Raw genomic sequence first — 16389 nt, 5'->3', positions numbered from 1 at the left:
CAATGAATTTTGATTACAACGAAACACAGTCAATGATTGCAGATTCTATTAAGGATTTTGCCGAAAAAAACATTAGACCTAATATAATGGAATGGGATGAAGCGCAAATTTTTCCAGTTCCGCTTTTTAAAAAATTGGGAGAAATGGGTTTTATGGGAGTTTTAGTGCCTGAAGAATATGGAGGATCTGGATTAGGATATCATGAATATATTACCGTTGTAGAAGAAATATCAAAAGTAGATCCTTCAATTGGTTTGTCAGTTGCAGCTCACAACTCATTATGTACTAATCATATTTTGACTTTTGGTAACGAAGAACAAAAGAAAAAATGGTTGCCTAAATTAGCAACGGCTGAATATATTGGAGCTTGGGGATTAACAGAACATAATACTGGTTCTGATGCAGGAGGTATGAATACTACTGCAGTTAAAGATGGTGATTCATGGATTGTAAATGGAGCTAAGAACTTTATTACGCATGCGATTTCAGGTGATATTGCAGTGGTTATTGTACGCACTGGGGAAAAAGGAGATTCAAAAGGAATGACTGCGTTTGTTTTTGAAAAGGGAATGACAGGATTTACTTCAGGAAAAAAAGAAAATAAATTAGGAATGCGTGCCAGTGAAACTGCTGAGTTAGTTTTTGATAATTGCCACGTGCCCGATGCAAATAGATTAGGTGAAGTGGGTCAGGGATTTGTTCAGGCAATGAAAATATTAGACGGTGGCCGAATTTCAATTGGAGCTTTGTCGCTAGGAATTGCAAAAGGTGCTTATGAAGCTGCTTTGAAATATTCTAAAGAAAGGTATCAGTTTGGACAGCCAATTAGTAGTTTCCAGGGAATTTCATTTAAATTGGCTGATATGGCTACTGAGATAGAAGCTTCAGAATTGTTACTTCACAAAGCGGCTTTTTTGAAACAACAACATAAACCTGTAACCACACTAGGTGCGATGGCTAAGATGTATGCATCAGAAGCTTGTGTGAAAATAGCTAATGAAGCGGTGCAGATTCATGGTGGTTATGGTTATACAAAAGATTTTCCGGTAGAGAAGTTTTACAGGGATTCTAAATTATGTACAATTGGAGAAGGAACTACTGAAATTCAAAAGTTAGTTATATCTAGAAATTTGTTGAAAGAATAAAGAATAAAGAATAAAGAATAAAGAATAAAGAATAAAGAATAAAGAATAAAGAATAAAGAATAAAGAATTTGAGCTATAATCTATCTCTTTATTTTTTGTTCTTTTTTTCTCTAAAATAAATCAAGATTTATCATTGGTAATCCAAAATTAATATATACTTTTGCACCCTTAACGAGAGGAGGTGTCTATATTATGTTAATTATACCAATTAAAGACGGAGAAAATATCGATAGAGCATTAAAGCGCTATAAAAGAAAATTTGATAAAACAGGAACTGTTCGTCAACTAAGAGCACGTACTGCTTTTATTAAGCCTTCTGTTATCAAAAGAGCTCAAATTCAAAAAGCGGCTTACATTCAAAACATGAGAGATGGTTTAGAAAGTTAGTGTTAGCTTTTCACAAATAATTACCGTTAGTGTCAAATTTTTGATACTAACGGTTTTTTTATGCTTAATTTTGAGATGATGTATATATAAGGTGTAATCTGAGTTAAAAAAAAATATTGTAATGAAGTCTAATAAAGATGCATTTCGTGATTATCTTCAGTTGGAGAAAAAATATTCGCCACATACGGTTAATGCTTATTTGAATGATATTGCTTTTTTTGAGGCTTATAATAAGGAGAATTTTGAACAGGAAAATATTGAGAAAGTAAATTACAGCCAAATTAGGAGTTGGATCGTTTCTTTGGTAGATCAGGATATTTCAAATGTTTCCGTGAATAGGAAAATGGCTTCGTTGAAGGCGTTTTATAAATTTCTTTTAAAAACGAAACAAATAGAGGTGAGTCCGATGTTGAAGCATAAAGCTTTGAAGACTCCTAAAATTATTCAAATTCCATTTTCTGAAAAAGAGCTTTCTGATTTGATTGGGCAGATGGGAATTCCTGTTGGTTTTGAAGAGGTTCGTGACAAGCTCATTGTGGATATGTTTTATGCAACTGGAATGAGGCGTGCGGAATTAATTCATTTAATGATTTGTAATGTGGATTTGGCTTCGAATGTGATAAAGGTTTTGGGTAAGCGTAATAAGGAACGAATTATTCCTCTTTTGCCGATTATTGCTGATCAGTTTAAGTTGTATCTTAATGAGCGGGATTCGGTTGAAAATATTGTAGATGCGGATTATTTTTTTATTTCAAAAAAAGGATTAAAATTAAGTGAATCTTTTGTGTATCGATTAATTAATTCTTACTTTAGTAGAGTCTCTGAAAAGGTGAAAAAAAGTCCACATGTGCTTCGGCATACTTTTGCGACTCATTTGCTAAATAACGGGGCAGATTTAAATTCAGTTAAGGAGTTATTAGGACATTCGAGTTTGGCATCTACGCAAGTTTATACTCATAATAGTTTAGCGGAGCTTAAAAAAGTATACGGGGATGCTCATCCTAGAAATAAATAATACTTCTAATGTTTAACCATAAAATTAATATTATGAAGGTAGATGTTCATGCAGTTAACTTTACTGTTGACCGAAAGTTGGTGGATTTTATTCAAGAGAGAATGGATAAGTTGGAAAAGTATTACGATCGAGTTGTCTCGGCTGATGTTTTTTTAAAAGTTGAAAGAACAAGTGATAAAGAGAATAAAGCTGTTGAGATAAAGATTAATGTTCCTGGAGATGATTTTTTGGTTAAAAAGCAGTGTAAGACATTTGAAGAGGCAGTTGAACTTTCGGCAGAATCTTTAGAGCGTTTACTAGTAAAAAGGAAAGAAAAAATAAGAGCACATGTATAATTGAACATAATTGAAAATTTTTTTCAAAAAATGTTTTGATACAAAGATAAAATAGCTACATTTGCAGTCCGTTAGAAATAGCGGACTTTTTTATTGATATTGCCAGCGTAGCTCAGTTGGCTAGAGCAGCTGATTTGTAATCAGCAGGTCGTGGGTTCGAGTCCCTCCGCCGGCTCTAAATATTTCAAATGCGATTTGAAATTGTTCATGCAATTATTGATAAGATAAAGGGGAGATACTCAAGCGGCCAACGAGGGCAGACTGTAAATCTGCTGTGTGAACTTCGCAGGTTCGAATCCTGCTCTCCCCACAAAAAAAAAGAAGTTAAGATTTCGGATTGTAGGTTTAGGATTTGTAAAATCTGAAATCTAAATTCAAAAATCTAAAATCAGAACTCTCTGCCGACTTAGCTCAGGGGTAGAGTGCTTCCTTGGTAAGGAAGAGGTCACGGGTTCAATTCCCGTAGTTGGCTCAAGTAAGTAGGAAATTGAAAATTAATATATAACTAAGATTAAAAATTAAGTAAAATGGCAAAGGAGAATTTTAATCGTTCCAAACCGCACTTAAACATAGGTACAATTGGACACGTGGATCACGGAAAAACTACATTAACTGCTGCAATTACAAAAGTATTGTCTGATGCAGGTTACTGTCAAGCAAAATCGTTTGATCAAATCGATAACGCTCCAGAGGAGAAAGAAAGAGGTATTACTATTAATACATCACACGTAGAGTATGAAACAGCTAACCGTCACTACGCTCACGTTGACTGTCCAGGTCACGCGGATTACGTAAAGAACATGGTTACTGGTGCTGCTCAAATGGACGGAGCTATCTTAGTAGTTGCTGCTACAGATGGTCCAATGCCACAAACTCGTGAGCACATCCTTTTAGGTCGTCAGGTTGGTATTCCAAGAATCGTTGTTTTCATGAACAAAGTGGATATGGTTGATGATGCTGAATTGTTAGAGCTTGTTGAAATGGAAATTAGAGATTTATTATCTTTCTACGAATATGATGGAGATAATGGTCCTGTTGTTCAAGGTTCTGCTTTAGGAGGATTGAATAATGATCCTGCTTGGGTACCAAAAATCATTGAATTAATGGAAGCTGTTGATGCTTGGATCGAAGAGCCAGTGCGTGACGTTGCTAAACCATTCTTGATGCCGGTTGAAGATGTATTTACAATTACTGGTCGTGGAACTGTTGCTACAGGTCGTATCGAAACAGGTATTGCTAATACAGGAGATCCAGTTGAAATCATTGGTATGGGAGCTGATAAATTGACTTCTACTATTACAGGAGTTGAGATGTTCCGTAAAATCCTTGATAGAGGTGAAGCTGGAGATAACGTAGGTTTATTGTTAAGAGGTATTGATAAAGAATCTATCAAAAGAGGAATGGTTATCATTAAGCCAGGATCAGTAAAACCACACGCTACTTTCAAAGCTGAGGTTTATATCTTGAAAAAAGAAGAAGGTGGACGTCATACTCCATTCCATAATAACTACCGTCCACAGTTCTACGTGCGTACAACTGACGTAACAGGAGTTATTACTTTACCAGAAGGAGTAGAGATGGTAATGCCAGGAGATAACTTAACTATCAATGTATCTTTATTAAGCCCAATCGCTATGAGTGTAGGTTTACGTTTCGCTATCCGTGAAGGTGGTAGAACTGTAGGTGCAGGTCAGGTTACTGAAATCGTAGGATAATCCTATAAATATTATAAAAAGCCAGTTGATTTTCTTAACCGAAATCACTGGCTTTTAATTACGGGCGTAGTTCAAGGGTAGAATAGCGGTCTCCAAAACCGTTGATGGGGGTTCGAATCCCTCCGCCCGTGCAATATAAAATATATCAAATGACAAAAGTTACTAATTATTTATCAGAGGCTTTCGAAGAGTTAAAGTCAAATGTTACTTGGCCAGCTTGGGCTGAGGTTCAAAAATTGACAATTGTTGTGGCTGTATTTTCGATTCTATTCGCTTTGGCAACATGGGGAGTAGACGAATTTTTTGCAAAAGCTTTGGCTGGATTTTTTAACTGGTTAAAAGGATAATTTTTTTGTGATGGCAGATAATAATGTGAAAAAATGGTACGTAGTTAGAGCTGTAAGTGGACAAGAGAATAAAGTCAAAGCTTACATCGAAACTGAGATTGCCAGACTAGGTATGGGTGATTACGTTTCCCAAGTTTTAGTGCCTACAGAAAAAGTAGTTACTGTAAAAGAAGGAAAAAAAATGTCTAAGGATAAAGTTTATTTCCCTGGATATGTTATGATCGAAGCCAATTTAATTGGTGAGATACCTCATATTATTAAGTCTATTACAAGTGTAATTGGTTTCTTGGGAGAGATTAAAGGAGGAGAACCTGTTCCTTTAAGATTATCTGAAGTAAATCGTATGTTAGGTAAAGTAGATGAGTTAGCTGTTAATACAGATACTCGTGCTATTCCATTCAACTTAGGAGAAACTGTTAAAGTGATCGATGGTCCTTTTAACGGATTTAACGGAACGGTTGAAAAAATCAATGAAGAAAAGCGTAAACTTGAAGTTATGGTTAAGATTTTCGGAAGAAAAACACCATTGGAGTTAAGTTTTATGCAAGTTGAAAAAGTATAATTTTTGTTACATCTATAATAACCACTACAATTGCTTCCAATAATTGTGGTGTTAAATTTTTTAAAAAATGGCTAAAGAAATTAGTAAGGTAGTTAAACTACAAGTTAAGGGAGGTGCTGCGAATCCGTCGCCACCGGTCGGACCTGCTTTAGGAGCTGCTGGGGTTAATATCATGGAGTTCTGTAAGCAGTTCAATGCTAGAACACAAGATAAACCTGGCAAAATATGCCCAGTACAAATTACTGTGTATAAAGACAAATCATTTGATTTTGTTGTTAAGACTCCTCCAGCTGCTGTCCAATTATTGGAAGCTGCAAAGCTAAAGTCTGGATCAGGTGAACCAAATCGTAAAAAAGTAGCTAGTGTTACTTGGGACGTTATCAAAGCAATTGCTGAAGATAAAATGGTAGATTTAAATGCATTCACAATCGAATCTGCAATGAGCATGATCGCTGGAACTGCTAGATCTATGGGTATAACTGTATCAGGAGATGCTCCTTTTTAATTAAGAGAAAGAAATGGCAAAATTAACAAAAAAGCAAAAAGAGGCTGCTTCAAAAATTGAAAAGAACAAACTATACTCTTTAAAAGATGCAGCTGCATTGATTAAAGTTATAGCTTCTGCAAAATTTGATGAGTCTGTTGATATCGCAGTTCGTTTGGGTGTAGATCCAAGAAAAGCGAATCAAATGGTTAGAGGTGTAGTTACATTACCTCACGGAACTGGTAAAGACGTTAAAGTATTAGCATTGGTTACTCCAGATAAAGAAGCGGAAGCTAAAGAAGCTGGAGCTGATTATGTAGGTCTTGACGATTATTTACAAAAAATTAAAGATGGTTGGACAGATGTTGATGTTATCATCACTATGCCAGCTGTTATGGGTAAATTAGGTCCATTAGGTCGTATTTTAGGACCTAGAGGTTTAATGCCAAACCCTAAAACAGGTACTGTAACTATGGATGTTGCAAAAGCTGTTCAAGAGGTAAAAGCTGGTAAAATTGACTTTAAAGTTGATAAAACTGGTATCGTACATGCAGGAATTGGTAAAGTTTCTTTTGGAGCTGAACAAATTTATGACAATGCACACGAAATTATTCAAACATTAATCAAACTTAAACCAACTGCTGCTAAAGGTACCTACATTAAAGGTATTCACCTTACAAGCACTATGAGTCCTGCAATTGCATTGGACCCTAAAGCAGTATAATTGGTAGTTAATAATTTTTAGTATGACTAGAGAAGAAAAATCAATCGCGATTGAAGATTTAACTGCACAGTTAGCTGGTACAAATATTATTTATGTATCTGATATTTCTGGATTAAATGCAGAAACAACTTCAAACTTGAGAAGAGCTTGCTTTAAAGCAGGTATAAAATTAGAGGTTGTAAAAAACACTTTGCTTGCAAAAGCAATGGAAGCTTCTGCTAATGACTATGGTGATTTACCTTCAGTATTGACTGGTAATAGTGCTATATTTATTTCAGATGTTGCAAATGCACCTGGAAAAATAATTAAAGATTTCAGAAAAAAATCAGCTAAACCTGTATTAAAAGGAGCTTATATTAATTCTGAAATTTATATTGGAGATGATCAATTAGATGCATTAGCAACTATTAAATCTAAAGAAGAACTTCTTGGAGAACTTATTGGATTATTGCAATCACCAGCACAAAGAATTATTTCTGCTTTACAAAACAAATTCGCTGGTAGCGAAGAAGAAGCTGAAGCATAATAATTCAAAACAAGGATTATTCCTTGTTGCTTAATTAGCGCACAATAAATAAATTATATTTTACAAATCATTTTAAACGATAGAAAAAATGGCAGATTTGAAACAATTCGCAGAACAATTAGTTAACTTAACAGTTAAAGAAGTTAACGAATTAGCAACAATATTAAAAGACGAGTATGGTATCGAGCCTGCTGCTGCAGCTGTAGTAGTTGCTGCTGGTGGTGGAGAAGGTGCTGCTGAAGAAGCACAAACTGAATTTACAGTTGTATTAAAAGAAGCTGGAGCTTCTAAATTAGCAGTTGTAAAATTAGTTAAAGAACTTACAGGTTTAGGTTTGAAAGAAGCTAAAGATGTAGTTGACGGTGCTCCAAGTAACGTTAAAGAAGGTGTTTCTAAAGAAGAGGCTGAAGGTCTTAAAAAATCATTAGAAGAAGCTGGAGCTGTAGTTGAGCTTAAATAATTCAACTCAGTTTTAAGAACTAGGTTTAGGTCTTGAGTTAACTCAATGGCCTAAACCATTTTTCGTATAATAAAATATATCAAGTTTTATTATTCAAATAGTTTAAAATACGAAAAAGTTTTTGATCAATACGAAGAAAAAAAATTGAACTGAATTCTTACTAGTTTATTTTTAAAGATGTATTGATTATAATAAGAAAGTATAGATTAAACAGTGTGTGTTTACACAAAAAATTACTTTTTTTTAATCAAAATTTTGTCCATTGATGATAACAAATCAGACTGAAAGATTGAATTTTGCCTCTACAAAAAATATCCCTGACTATCCGGATTTCCTAGATGTTCAGGTTAAATCTTTTAAAGATTTCTTTCAATTAGAAACGAAATCTGACGAAAGAGGCAACGAAGGGTTATACAACACCTTCATGGAAAACTTTCCAATCACAGATACAAGAAACAACTTTGTATTGGAGTTCCTAGATTATTTTGTTGATCCGCCACGTTATACAATTCAAGAATGTATAGAGAGAGGTCTTACTTATAGTGTGCCTTTAAAAGCTAGGTTAAAACTATACTGTACAGATCCAGAACACGAAGATTTTGAAACTATTGTACAAGATGTTTATCTTGGAACAATACCTTATATGACTCCAAGCGGTACTTTTGTAATCAATGGTGCTGAGCGTGTAGTAGTATCTCAACTACACCGTTCTCCTGGTGTTTTCTTTGGTCAATCATTCCATGCAAATGGTACAAAACTTTATTCTGCCAGAGTAATTCCTTTTAAAGGTTCTTGGATAGAATTTTCTACAGATATCAATAGTGTAATGTACGCTTATATCGATAGAAAGAAAAAATTACCTGTTACAACTTTATTCCGTGCAATTGGGTTCGAAAGAGACAAGGATATCCTTGAGATTTTTGACTTAGCTGAAGAAATTAAAGTTTCTAAAACGGGTATTAAGAAATACATTGGAAGAAGACTTGCTGCACGTGTATTGAACACATGGCACGAGGATTTCGTTGATGAAGATACCGGTGAGGTAGTTTCTATCGAACGTAACGAAATTATCCTTGATAGAGATACTATTATCGACAAAGATAATGTTGAAGAAATCATCGATTCTAATGTAAAATCTATTTTGTTACACAAAGAGGATAATAATCAAGCAGATTATGCTATTATCCACAATACGTTACAAAAAGATCCAACAAACTCTGAAAAAGAAGCTGTTGAGCATATCTACAGACAATTGCGTAATGCAGAACCGCCTGATGAAGAAACTGCTCGTGGTATTATAGATAAATTGTTCTTCTCTGATCAACGTTATAACTTAGGTGAAGTTGGTCGTTACAGAATGAACAAAAAACTTGGTTTAGATATCCCTATGGAAAAGCAAGTGCTTACCAAAGAAGATATCATTACCATTGTAAAATATTTGATTGAGTTAATCAACTCTAAAGCAGAGATTGATGATATTGATCACTTATCAAACCGTCGTGTTAGAACAGTTGGAGAACAATTGTCTCAACAATTCGGTGTTGGTTTAGCACGTATGGCTAGAACTATTCGTGAGAGAATGAACGTTAGAGATAACGAGGTGTTTACACCAATTGATTTGATTAATGCTAAAACATTATCATCAGTTATCAACTCTTTCTTTGGTACTAACCAGTTATCTCAATTTATGGATCAAACGAATCCATTAGCTGAGATTACACACAAAAGAAGACTTTCTGCACTTGGACCTGGTGGACTTTCGAGAGAGAGAGCTGGTTTTGAGGTTCGTGACGTTCACTATACACACTATGGTCGTTTATGTCCGATTGAAACTCCAGAGGGACCAAACATTGGTTTGATTTCATCTCTTGGTGTTTATGCAAAAGTAAACGGAATGGGTTTCATCGAAACTCCTTACCGTAAAGTAACTAATGGTGTAGTTGATTTAGAAAGTACTCCAATTTACTTAAGTGCTGAAGAAGAAGAAGGAAAAATGATTGCTCAGGCAAACATTGAAATGGATGCTTCAGGTAAAATTACAGCTAGCAATGTTATTGCTCGTGAGGAAGGTGACTTCCCTGTTGTTGAGCCATCAGCAGTGCATTATACAGACGTTGCTCCTAACCAGATTGCTTCGATTTCGGCTTCATTAATTCCTTTCTTGGAACATGATGATGCGAATAGAGCCTTGATGGGATCTAACATGATGCGTCAGGCAGTTCCTTTGATCCGTCCTGAAGCTCCGATTGTTGGTACAGGTTTAGAGCGTCAGGTAGCTTCAGATTCTAGAGTATTGATTAATGCTGAAGGAGATGGAACTGTTGAATATGTTGATGCTAACATCATTACTATCAAATACGACCGTACTGAAGATGAAAGAATGGTAAGTTTTGATGCTGATGAAAAAACATACAACTTAATTAAATTTAGAAAAACCAATCAAGGTACAAGTATCAACTTGAAACCAATCGTAAGAAAAGGTGACAGAGTTGTTCTTGGACAAGTATTATCAGAAGGATATGCTACTCAAAATGGTGAATTAGCTTTAGGTAGAAACTTAAAAGTTGCGTTCATGCCATGGAAAGGGTATAACTTCGAGGATGCGATTGTAATTTCTGAAAAAGTAGTTCGTGATGATATTTTTACTTCTATCCACGTTGATGATTATTCATTAGAGGTTAGAGATACTAAGTTAGGAAATGAGGAGTTAACAAACGATATTCCTAACGTTTCTGAAGAAGCTACTAAAGATTTAGATGAAAACGGTATGATCAGAATTGGAGCAGAGGTTAAACCTGGCGACATTTTGATCGGAAAAATTACACCAAAAGGAGAATCAGATCCTACTCCTGAAGAGAAATTGCTTCGTGCAATCTTCGGGGATAAAGCAGGTGATGTAAAAGATGCTTCATTAAAAGCTTCTCCATCTTTGCACGGTGTAGTTCTTGACAAAAAATTATTTGCAAGAGCCGTAAAAGATAAGCGTAAACGTACTCAGGATAAAGATGCTTTAGGCGCTTTAGAAATGGAGTTTGAAACTAAATTTGTTGAATTAAAAGACAGATTAGTTGAAAAATTATTCTTGATCGTTAACGGAAAAACATCTCAAGGTGTGATGAACGATTTGGGGGAAGAAGTTTTACCAAAAGGTAAAAAATATACTCAAAAAATGCTTTACGCAGTAGAAGATTTTGCTCACTTAAGCAAAGGTCAATGGGTTGCTGATGATGCTACAAATAAAATGGTTAATGATTTAATTCATAACTATAAAATTAAGCTGAACGACTTACAAGGATCTTTAAGAAGAGAAAAATTCACTATTACAGTTGGAGATGAATTACCATCTGGAATCTTGAAATTAGCGAAAATATATATCGCTAAAAAACGTAAACTGAAAGTAGGGGATAAAATGGCTGGACGTCACGGTAACAAAGGTATTGTTGCAAGAATCGTTCGTCATGAAGATATGCCTTTCCTTGAAGACGGAACACCAGTAGATATCGTATTGAATCCACTTGGGGTACCTTCACGTATGAACATTGGTCAGATTTATGAGACTGTTCTTGGATGGGCTGGTATGAACTTGGGTAGAAAATTTGCTACTCCAATTTTTGACGGTGCTTCTTTAGATCAAATTAATGAATTAACTGATGAAGCTGGAGTGCCACGTTTCGGACATACGCACCTTTATGATGGTGGTACTGGAGAGCGTTTCCATCAAGCAGCAACTGTTGGTGTAATTTACATGCTTAAATTAGGACACATGGTTGATGATAAGATGCACGCACGTTCTATCGGACCATACTCGTTGATCACTCAACAACCACTTGGAGGTAAAGCTCAATTTGGAGGTCAGCGTTTTGGAGAGATGGAGGTTTGGGCTCTTGAGGCTTATGGAGCATCAAGTACACTACGTGAAATCTTGACAGTTAAATCGGATGACGTTATTGGTAGAGCTAAAACTTACGAGGCTATCGTTAAGGGTGAGTCTATGCCAGAGCCAGGATTACCTGAATCATTTAATGTATTGATGCATGAATTGAAAGGTCTTGGACTTGACATTCGTTTAGAAGAATAATAAGTATTAGGCAGTTGTCAGTCCCGATTTTTATCGGGGCTGATTACTCATTTATAGAAGTTTTTAGGATTTATACCCGTAACCCGTTCCGATTTTTTATATAAACCCTAAGCGTTTTATAATTAGCACTTCAAAATAATTAAGGTTTGAAGTTTAGAGAAGTAACCCGAGGTAGTTATAGTCAAAAGTCAAATGTCTTAAAGTTTATAAAGTCCAATCGACTTTCGACTTTCGACTTTCAAACTTTCGACTTAAACAAGAATCAATTTTTTAATTGCAAATAAATCAATAGTAAAAACTATGATGAATAATAGAAATAATAATAAGGATAAAAATCCAGTTAAAAGATTTAATAAAATCTCAATTGGATTGGCTTCACCAGAATCTATCTTGAAAGAATCAAGAGGAGAGGTGTTGAAACCGGAAACTATCAACTACAGAACTCACAAACCAGAGCGTGACGGACTTTTCTGCGAAAGAATCTTCGGACCTGTTAAGGATTTTGAGTGTGCTTGTGGAAAATATAAAAGAATTCGTTACAAAGGCATTATCTGTGACCGTTGTGGTGTTGAAGTTACGGAGAAAAAAGTACGTCGTGACAGAGTAGGACACATCAACCTTGTTGTGCCAATTGCTCACATCTGGTATTTCCGTTCTCTTCCAAACAAAATTGGTTATATCCTTGGTCTTCCATCTAAGAAATTAGATATGATTATTTACTACGAAAGATACGTAGTAATCCAAGCTGGTATTGCTAAAAATGCAGATGGAGAATCATTACAAAGATTAGATTTCTTAACTGAAGAGGAATATTTGAATATTTTAGATACTCTTCCACAAGAAAATCAATATTTAGATGATATGGATCCTAATAAATTTGTTGCCAAAATGGGAGCAGAATGTATTATGGATTTATTAGCTCGTATTGACTTAGATGCTTTATCTTATGAATTAAGACACAGCGCTAACAACGAAACATCTAAACAACGTAAAACTGAAGCTTTAAAAAGATTACAAGTTGTTGAGTCTTTCCGTGAGTCTAACTTAAACCGCGAAAACCGTCCTGAGTGGATGATCATGAAAGTGGTTCCTGTTATTCCACCAGAATTACGTCCGCTTGTGCCACTTGATGGAGGTCGTTTTGCAACTTCAGATTTGAATGATTTATACCGTCGTGTAATCATCCGTAATAACCGTTTGAAAAGATTAATGGAGATTAAAGCTCCAGAAGTTATCTTAAGAAACGAAAAACGTATGTTACAAGAATCTGTAGATTCATTATTTGATAATACTCGTAAAGCTTCTGCTGTTAAAACAGAATCTAACAGACCATTAAAATCATTATCTGATTCCTTAAAAGGTAAGCAAGGACGTTTCCGTCAAAACTTACTTGGAAAACGTGTGGATTATTCTGCTCGTTCGGTAATTGTTGTTGGTCCTGAATTAAAATTATTCGAATGTGGATTGCCAAAAGATATGGCATCTGAATTATACAAACCTTTCGTTATCCGTAAATTGATTGAAAGAGGTATTGTTAAAACAGTAAAATCTGCTAAGAAAATTATAGACAAAAAAGAGCCTGTAGTTTGGGATATCCTTGAAAATGTAATTAAAGGACATCCAGTATTGCTTAACCGTGCTCCTACGTTACACAGACTTGGTATTCAAGCTTTTCAACCAAAATTAATTGAAGGAAAAGCGATCCAATTGCACCCATTAGTATGTACGGCTTTCAACGCCGATTTTGATGGGGATCAGATGGCAGTTCACTTGCCATTAGGACCAGAGGCTATTTTAGAGGCGCAATTATTAATGTTGGCTTCTCACAATATTCTTAACCCTGCAAATGGTGCTCCAATTACTGTACCTTCTCAGGATATGGTCTTGGGTCTATATTATATGACCAAAGAACGTATCTCAACTCCAGAACATGTAATTTTAGGTCAAGACTTAACGTTCTATTCTGCTGAAGAAGTAAACATTGCATTAAACGAAGGAAGATTAGAATTGAACGCTCGTGTGAAAATTAGAGCAAAAGATTTTAATGACGCTGGAGAATTAGTGTACAAAATCATTCAAACAACTGCAGGACGTGTATTATTTAACGAAGTAGTACCTGAAGCAGCTGGATACATCAATGATGTATTAACTAAGAAAAACCTTAGAGATATTATCGGACACATTTTAAGTGTGACTGATGTACCTACGACTGCGGCTTTCTTGGATAATATGAAAGATATGGGTTATAAATTCGCATTTAGAGGAGGTTTATCTTTCTCTCTTGGGGATATTAGAATTCCAGAACAAAAAACAAAATTAATTGCAGATGCCAGAGAGCAAGTTGAAGGTATTTCTGTGAATTATAACATGGGTCTTATTACAAATAACGAACGTTACAACCAAGTTATTGACGTATGGACTTCAGCAAATGCTCAATTAACTGAGTTAGCAATGAAAAATATTAGAGAAGACCAACAAGGTTTCAACTCTGTATATATGATGCTTGACTCTGGGGCGAGGGGTTCTAAGGAACAGATTCGTCAGTTAACTGGTATGCGTGGTTTGATGGCTAAGCCTAAAAAATCTACTGCTGGTGGTGGAGAAATTATTGAAAACCCGATTCTTTCTAACTTTAAGGAAGGTCTTTCGATCCTTGAGTATTTCATTTCTACTCACGGTGCTCGTAAAGGACTTGCGGATACGGCTCTTAAAACTGCCGATGCCGGATACTTGACAAGAAGACTTCATGACGTATCACAAGATGTTATTGTTAACATCGAAGATTGTGGAACTTTAAGAGGTGTTGAAGTTTCTGCTTTGAAGAAAAATGAGGAAATCGTTGAATCATTAGGAGAAAGAATTTTAGGGCGTGTTGCATTGCAAGATGTTATAAATCCACTTACTAATGAAGTAATGGTTCAATCTGGACAACAAATTACTGAAGCAATTATGAGAACTATCGAAGCTTCTCCAATTGAAAAAGTAGAGGTTAGATCTCCATTAACTTGTGAGGCTTTAAAAGGTATTTGTGCTAAATGTTACGGTAGAAACTTAGCTACTGGTAAAATGACACAAAGAGGTGAAGCTGTTGGAGTTATTGCAGCTCAATCTATTGGAGAGCCAGGTACACAGTTGACACTTCGTACGTTCCACGTTGGAGGGGTTGCTGGAGGTATTTCTGAAGAATCTAGTATTGTTACAAGATTCAACGGTAGACTTGAGATTGAAGATTTAAAAACTGTTAAAGGTGAGGATAGTGAAGGTAATGCGGTTGATATCGTAGTATCACGTTCAACGGAATTGAAATTAGTTGACGAGAAAACTGGAATCGTTTTAAATACACACAATATTCCTTACGGATCTAGTATTTTTGTTAAGGATGGTGAATCAGTTACTAAAGGATCTGTGATCTGTAAGTGGGATCCATATAATGGTGTAATTGTTTCTGAATTTACTGGTAAAATTGCTTACGAGGATTTAGAGCAAGGACAATCGTTCATGGTTGAAATCGATGAGCAAACAGGATTCCAGGAAAAAGTAATTTCTGAAGCCAGAAATAAAAAATTAATTCCAACTTTATTGGTTTACGGTAAAGAAGGTGAATTGATTCGTTCGTATAACTTACCAGTAGGAGCACACCTTATGGTTGAGAACGGTGAGAAAATTAAAGCAGGTAAAGTATTGGTTAAAATCCCACGTCGTTCTTCTAAAGCAGGCGATATCACGGGAGGTTTACCAAGAATTACTGAGTTGCTTGAGGCTCGTAACCCTTCAAACCCAGCAGTTGTTTCTGAAATTGACGGTGTTGTTTCTTTTGGAAAAATCAAAAGAGGTAACCGTGAAATTGTTATCGAATCTAAATTTGGTGAGATTAAAAAGTATTTAGTTAAACTTTCTAGCCAAATCTTAGTACAGGAAAATGACTTCGTAAGAGCAGGAGTGCCATTGTCTGACGGTGCAATTACACCAGATGACATCTTAAGAATTCAAGGTCCGGCTGCTGTTCAACAGTACTTGGTAAATGAAATTCAAGAGGTATACCGTCTACAAGGGGTAAAAATTAATGACAAGCACTTTGAGGTAGTTATTCGTCAAATGATGCGTAAAGTAAGAGTTCAAGATCCAGGAGATACACTATTCCTAGAAGATCAATTGATTCACACTAAAGATTTCATCGTTCAAAACGATAAATTATATGGTATGAAAGTAGTTGAAGACGCTGGAGATTCTGCTGTATTGAAACCAGGTCAAATTATTACACCTCGTGACTTACGTGATGAAAACTCATTGCTTAAACGAAATGATAAAAATCTGGTTGTAGCCAGAGACGTAATTACTGCAACTGCAACACCAGTTTTACAAGGTATTACAAGAGCTTCGCTACAAACTAAATCATTCATCTCTGCTGCTTCTTTCCAAGAAACAACAAAAGTACTTAACGAAGCTGCTGTAGCTGGTAAAGTAGATGATTTAGAAGGATTAAAAGAAAATGTAATTGTTGGACACAGAATTCCTGCAGGAACTGGTATGAGAGAATACGATAATACTATCGTAGGATCTAAAGACGATTACAATGAAATGATGGCAAATAAAGAAGAATATATTTATTAA

13 protein-coding genes and 4 tRNA genes are annotated in these 16389 nt (G+C 35.4%); all 17 read left to right on the top strand.

Annotated elements, in window-relative coordinates; all coding sequences use genetic code 11:
* Positions 1-2 precede the first annotated feature (2 nt).
* The 17 genes from IRZ99_RS19710 to rpoC all read left to right on the top strand — a co-directional run bounded on the left by IRZ99_RS19710 (position 3) and on the right by rpoC (position 16389).
* Positions 3-1145, top strand: coding sequence for an acyl-CoA dehydrogenase family protein (locus tag IRZ99_RS19710; RefSeq protein ID WP_194659069.1), 1143 nt, complete (start codon positions 3-5; stop codon positions 1143-1145).
* Positions 1146-1337: 192 nt separating this feature from the next.
* Positions 1338-1532, top strand: a complete 195-nt coding sequence (rpsU, locus tag IRZ99_RS19705; protein ID WP_026985791.1) for a 30S ribosomal protein S21 — start codon at positions 1338-1340, stop codon at positions 1530-1532.
* 121 nt (positions 1533-1653) lie between these two features.
* Positions 1654-2547, top strand: a complete 894-nt coding sequence (locus IRZ99_RS19700) for a tyrosine-type recombinase/integrase (RefSeq protein ID WP_194659067.1) — start codon at positions 1654-1656, stop codon at positions 2545-2547.
* Between the two features lie 32 nt (positions 2548-2579).
* Positions 2580-2882, top strand: coding sequence for a ribosome hibernation-promoting factor, HPF/YfiA family (gene hpf, locus IRZ99_RS19695; RefSeq protein WP_194659064.1), 303 nt, complete (start codon positions 2580-2582; stop codon positions 2880-2882).
* 101 nt (positions 2883-2983) lie between these two features.
* Positions 2984-3057 (top strand) — tRNA-Thr (locus tag IRZ99_RS19690).
* A 54-nt stretch (positions 3058-3111) separates the two neighbouring features.
* Positions 3112-3192, top strand: a tRNA-Tyr gene (locus tag IRZ99_RS19685).
* A 90-nt stretch (positions 3193-3282) separates the two neighbouring features.
* A tRNA-Thr gene (locus tag IRZ99_RS19680) sits at positions 3283-3354 on the top strand.
* A 55-nt stretch (positions 3355-3409) separates the two neighbouring features.
* Positions 3410-4597 carry an elongation factor Tu gene (gene tuf, locus IRZ99_RS19675; protein ID WP_007807448.1) on the top strand — a complete coding sequence of 396 codons (1188 nt, stop codon included), beginning with the start codon at positions 3410-3412 and terminating at the stop codon, positions 4595-4597.
* Between the two features lie 60 nt (positions 4598-4657).
* A tRNA-Trp gene (locus IRZ99_RS19670) sits at positions 4658-4728 on the top strand.
* An 18-nt stretch (positions 4729-4746) separates the two neighbouring features.
* Positions 4747-4944: a preprotein translocase subunit SecE gene (secE, locus tag IRZ99_RS19665; RefSeq protein WP_008466927.1), complete on the top strand. Its 198-nt coding sequence runs from the start codon at positions 4747-4749 to the stop codon at positions 4942-4944.
* Positions 4945-4954: 10 nt separating this feature from the next.
* On the top strand, positions 4955-5506 hold the full coding sequence (nusG, locus tag IRZ99_RS19660; protein WP_026985793.1) for a transcription termination/antitermination protein NusG: 552 nt from the start codon (positions 4955-4957) through the stop codon (positions 5504-5506).
* 67 nt (positions 5507-5573) lie between these two features.
* On the top strand, positions 5574-6011 hold the full coding sequence (gene rplK, locus IRZ99_RS19655; RefSeq protein WP_007807442.1) for a 50S ribosomal protein L11: 438 nt from the start codon (positions 5574-5576) through the stop codon (positions 6009-6011).
* A gap of 13 nt (positions 6012-6024) precedes the next feature.
* Positions 6025-6714, top strand: coding sequence for a 50S ribosomal protein L1 (gene rplA / locus IRZ99_RS19650; protein WP_055094620.1), 690 nt, complete (start codon positions 6025-6027; stop codon positions 6712-6714).
* 22 nt (positions 6715-6736) lie between these two features.
* Positions 6737-7240: a 50S ribosomal protein L10 gene (gene rplJ, locus IRZ99_RS19645; RefSeq protein WP_026985794.1), complete on the top strand. Its 504-nt coding sequence runs from the start codon at positions 6737-6739 to the stop codon at positions 7238-7240.
* A gap of 88 nt (positions 7241-7328) precedes the next feature.
* Positions 7329-7700 (top strand): 50S ribosomal protein L7/L12, encoded by a 372-nt coding sequence (gene rplL, locus IRZ99_RS19640; RefSeq protein ID WP_007807437.1) that lies wholly within the window; start codon positions 7329-7331, stop codon positions 7698-7700.
* 265 nt (positions 7701-7965) lie between these two features.
* Entirely contained in the window at positions 7966-11778 is a 3813-nt protein-coding gene (gene rpoB / locus IRZ99_RS19635) for a DNA-directed RNA polymerase subunit beta (protein ID WP_056205349.1), read from the top strand.
* 300 nt (positions 11779-12078) lie between these two features.
* Positions 12079-16389 carry a DNA-directed RNA polymerase subunit beta' gene (gene rpoC / locus IRZ99_RS19630; protein WP_194659062.1) on the top strand — a complete coding sequence of 1437 codons (4311 nt, stop codon included), beginning with the start codon at positions 12079-12081 and terminating at the stop codon, positions 16387-16389.

Origin of the sequence: Flavobacterium sp. LC2016-12 (assembly GCF_015351595.1) — a bacterium.
Taxonomy (GTDB): domain Bacteria; phylum Bacteroidota; class Bacteroidia; order Flavobacteriales; family Flavobacteriaceae; genus Flavobacterium.
The sequence above is the reverse complement of the archived record's forward strand: the minus strand, read 5'-3'. Positions and strand labels throughout refer to the sequence as shown.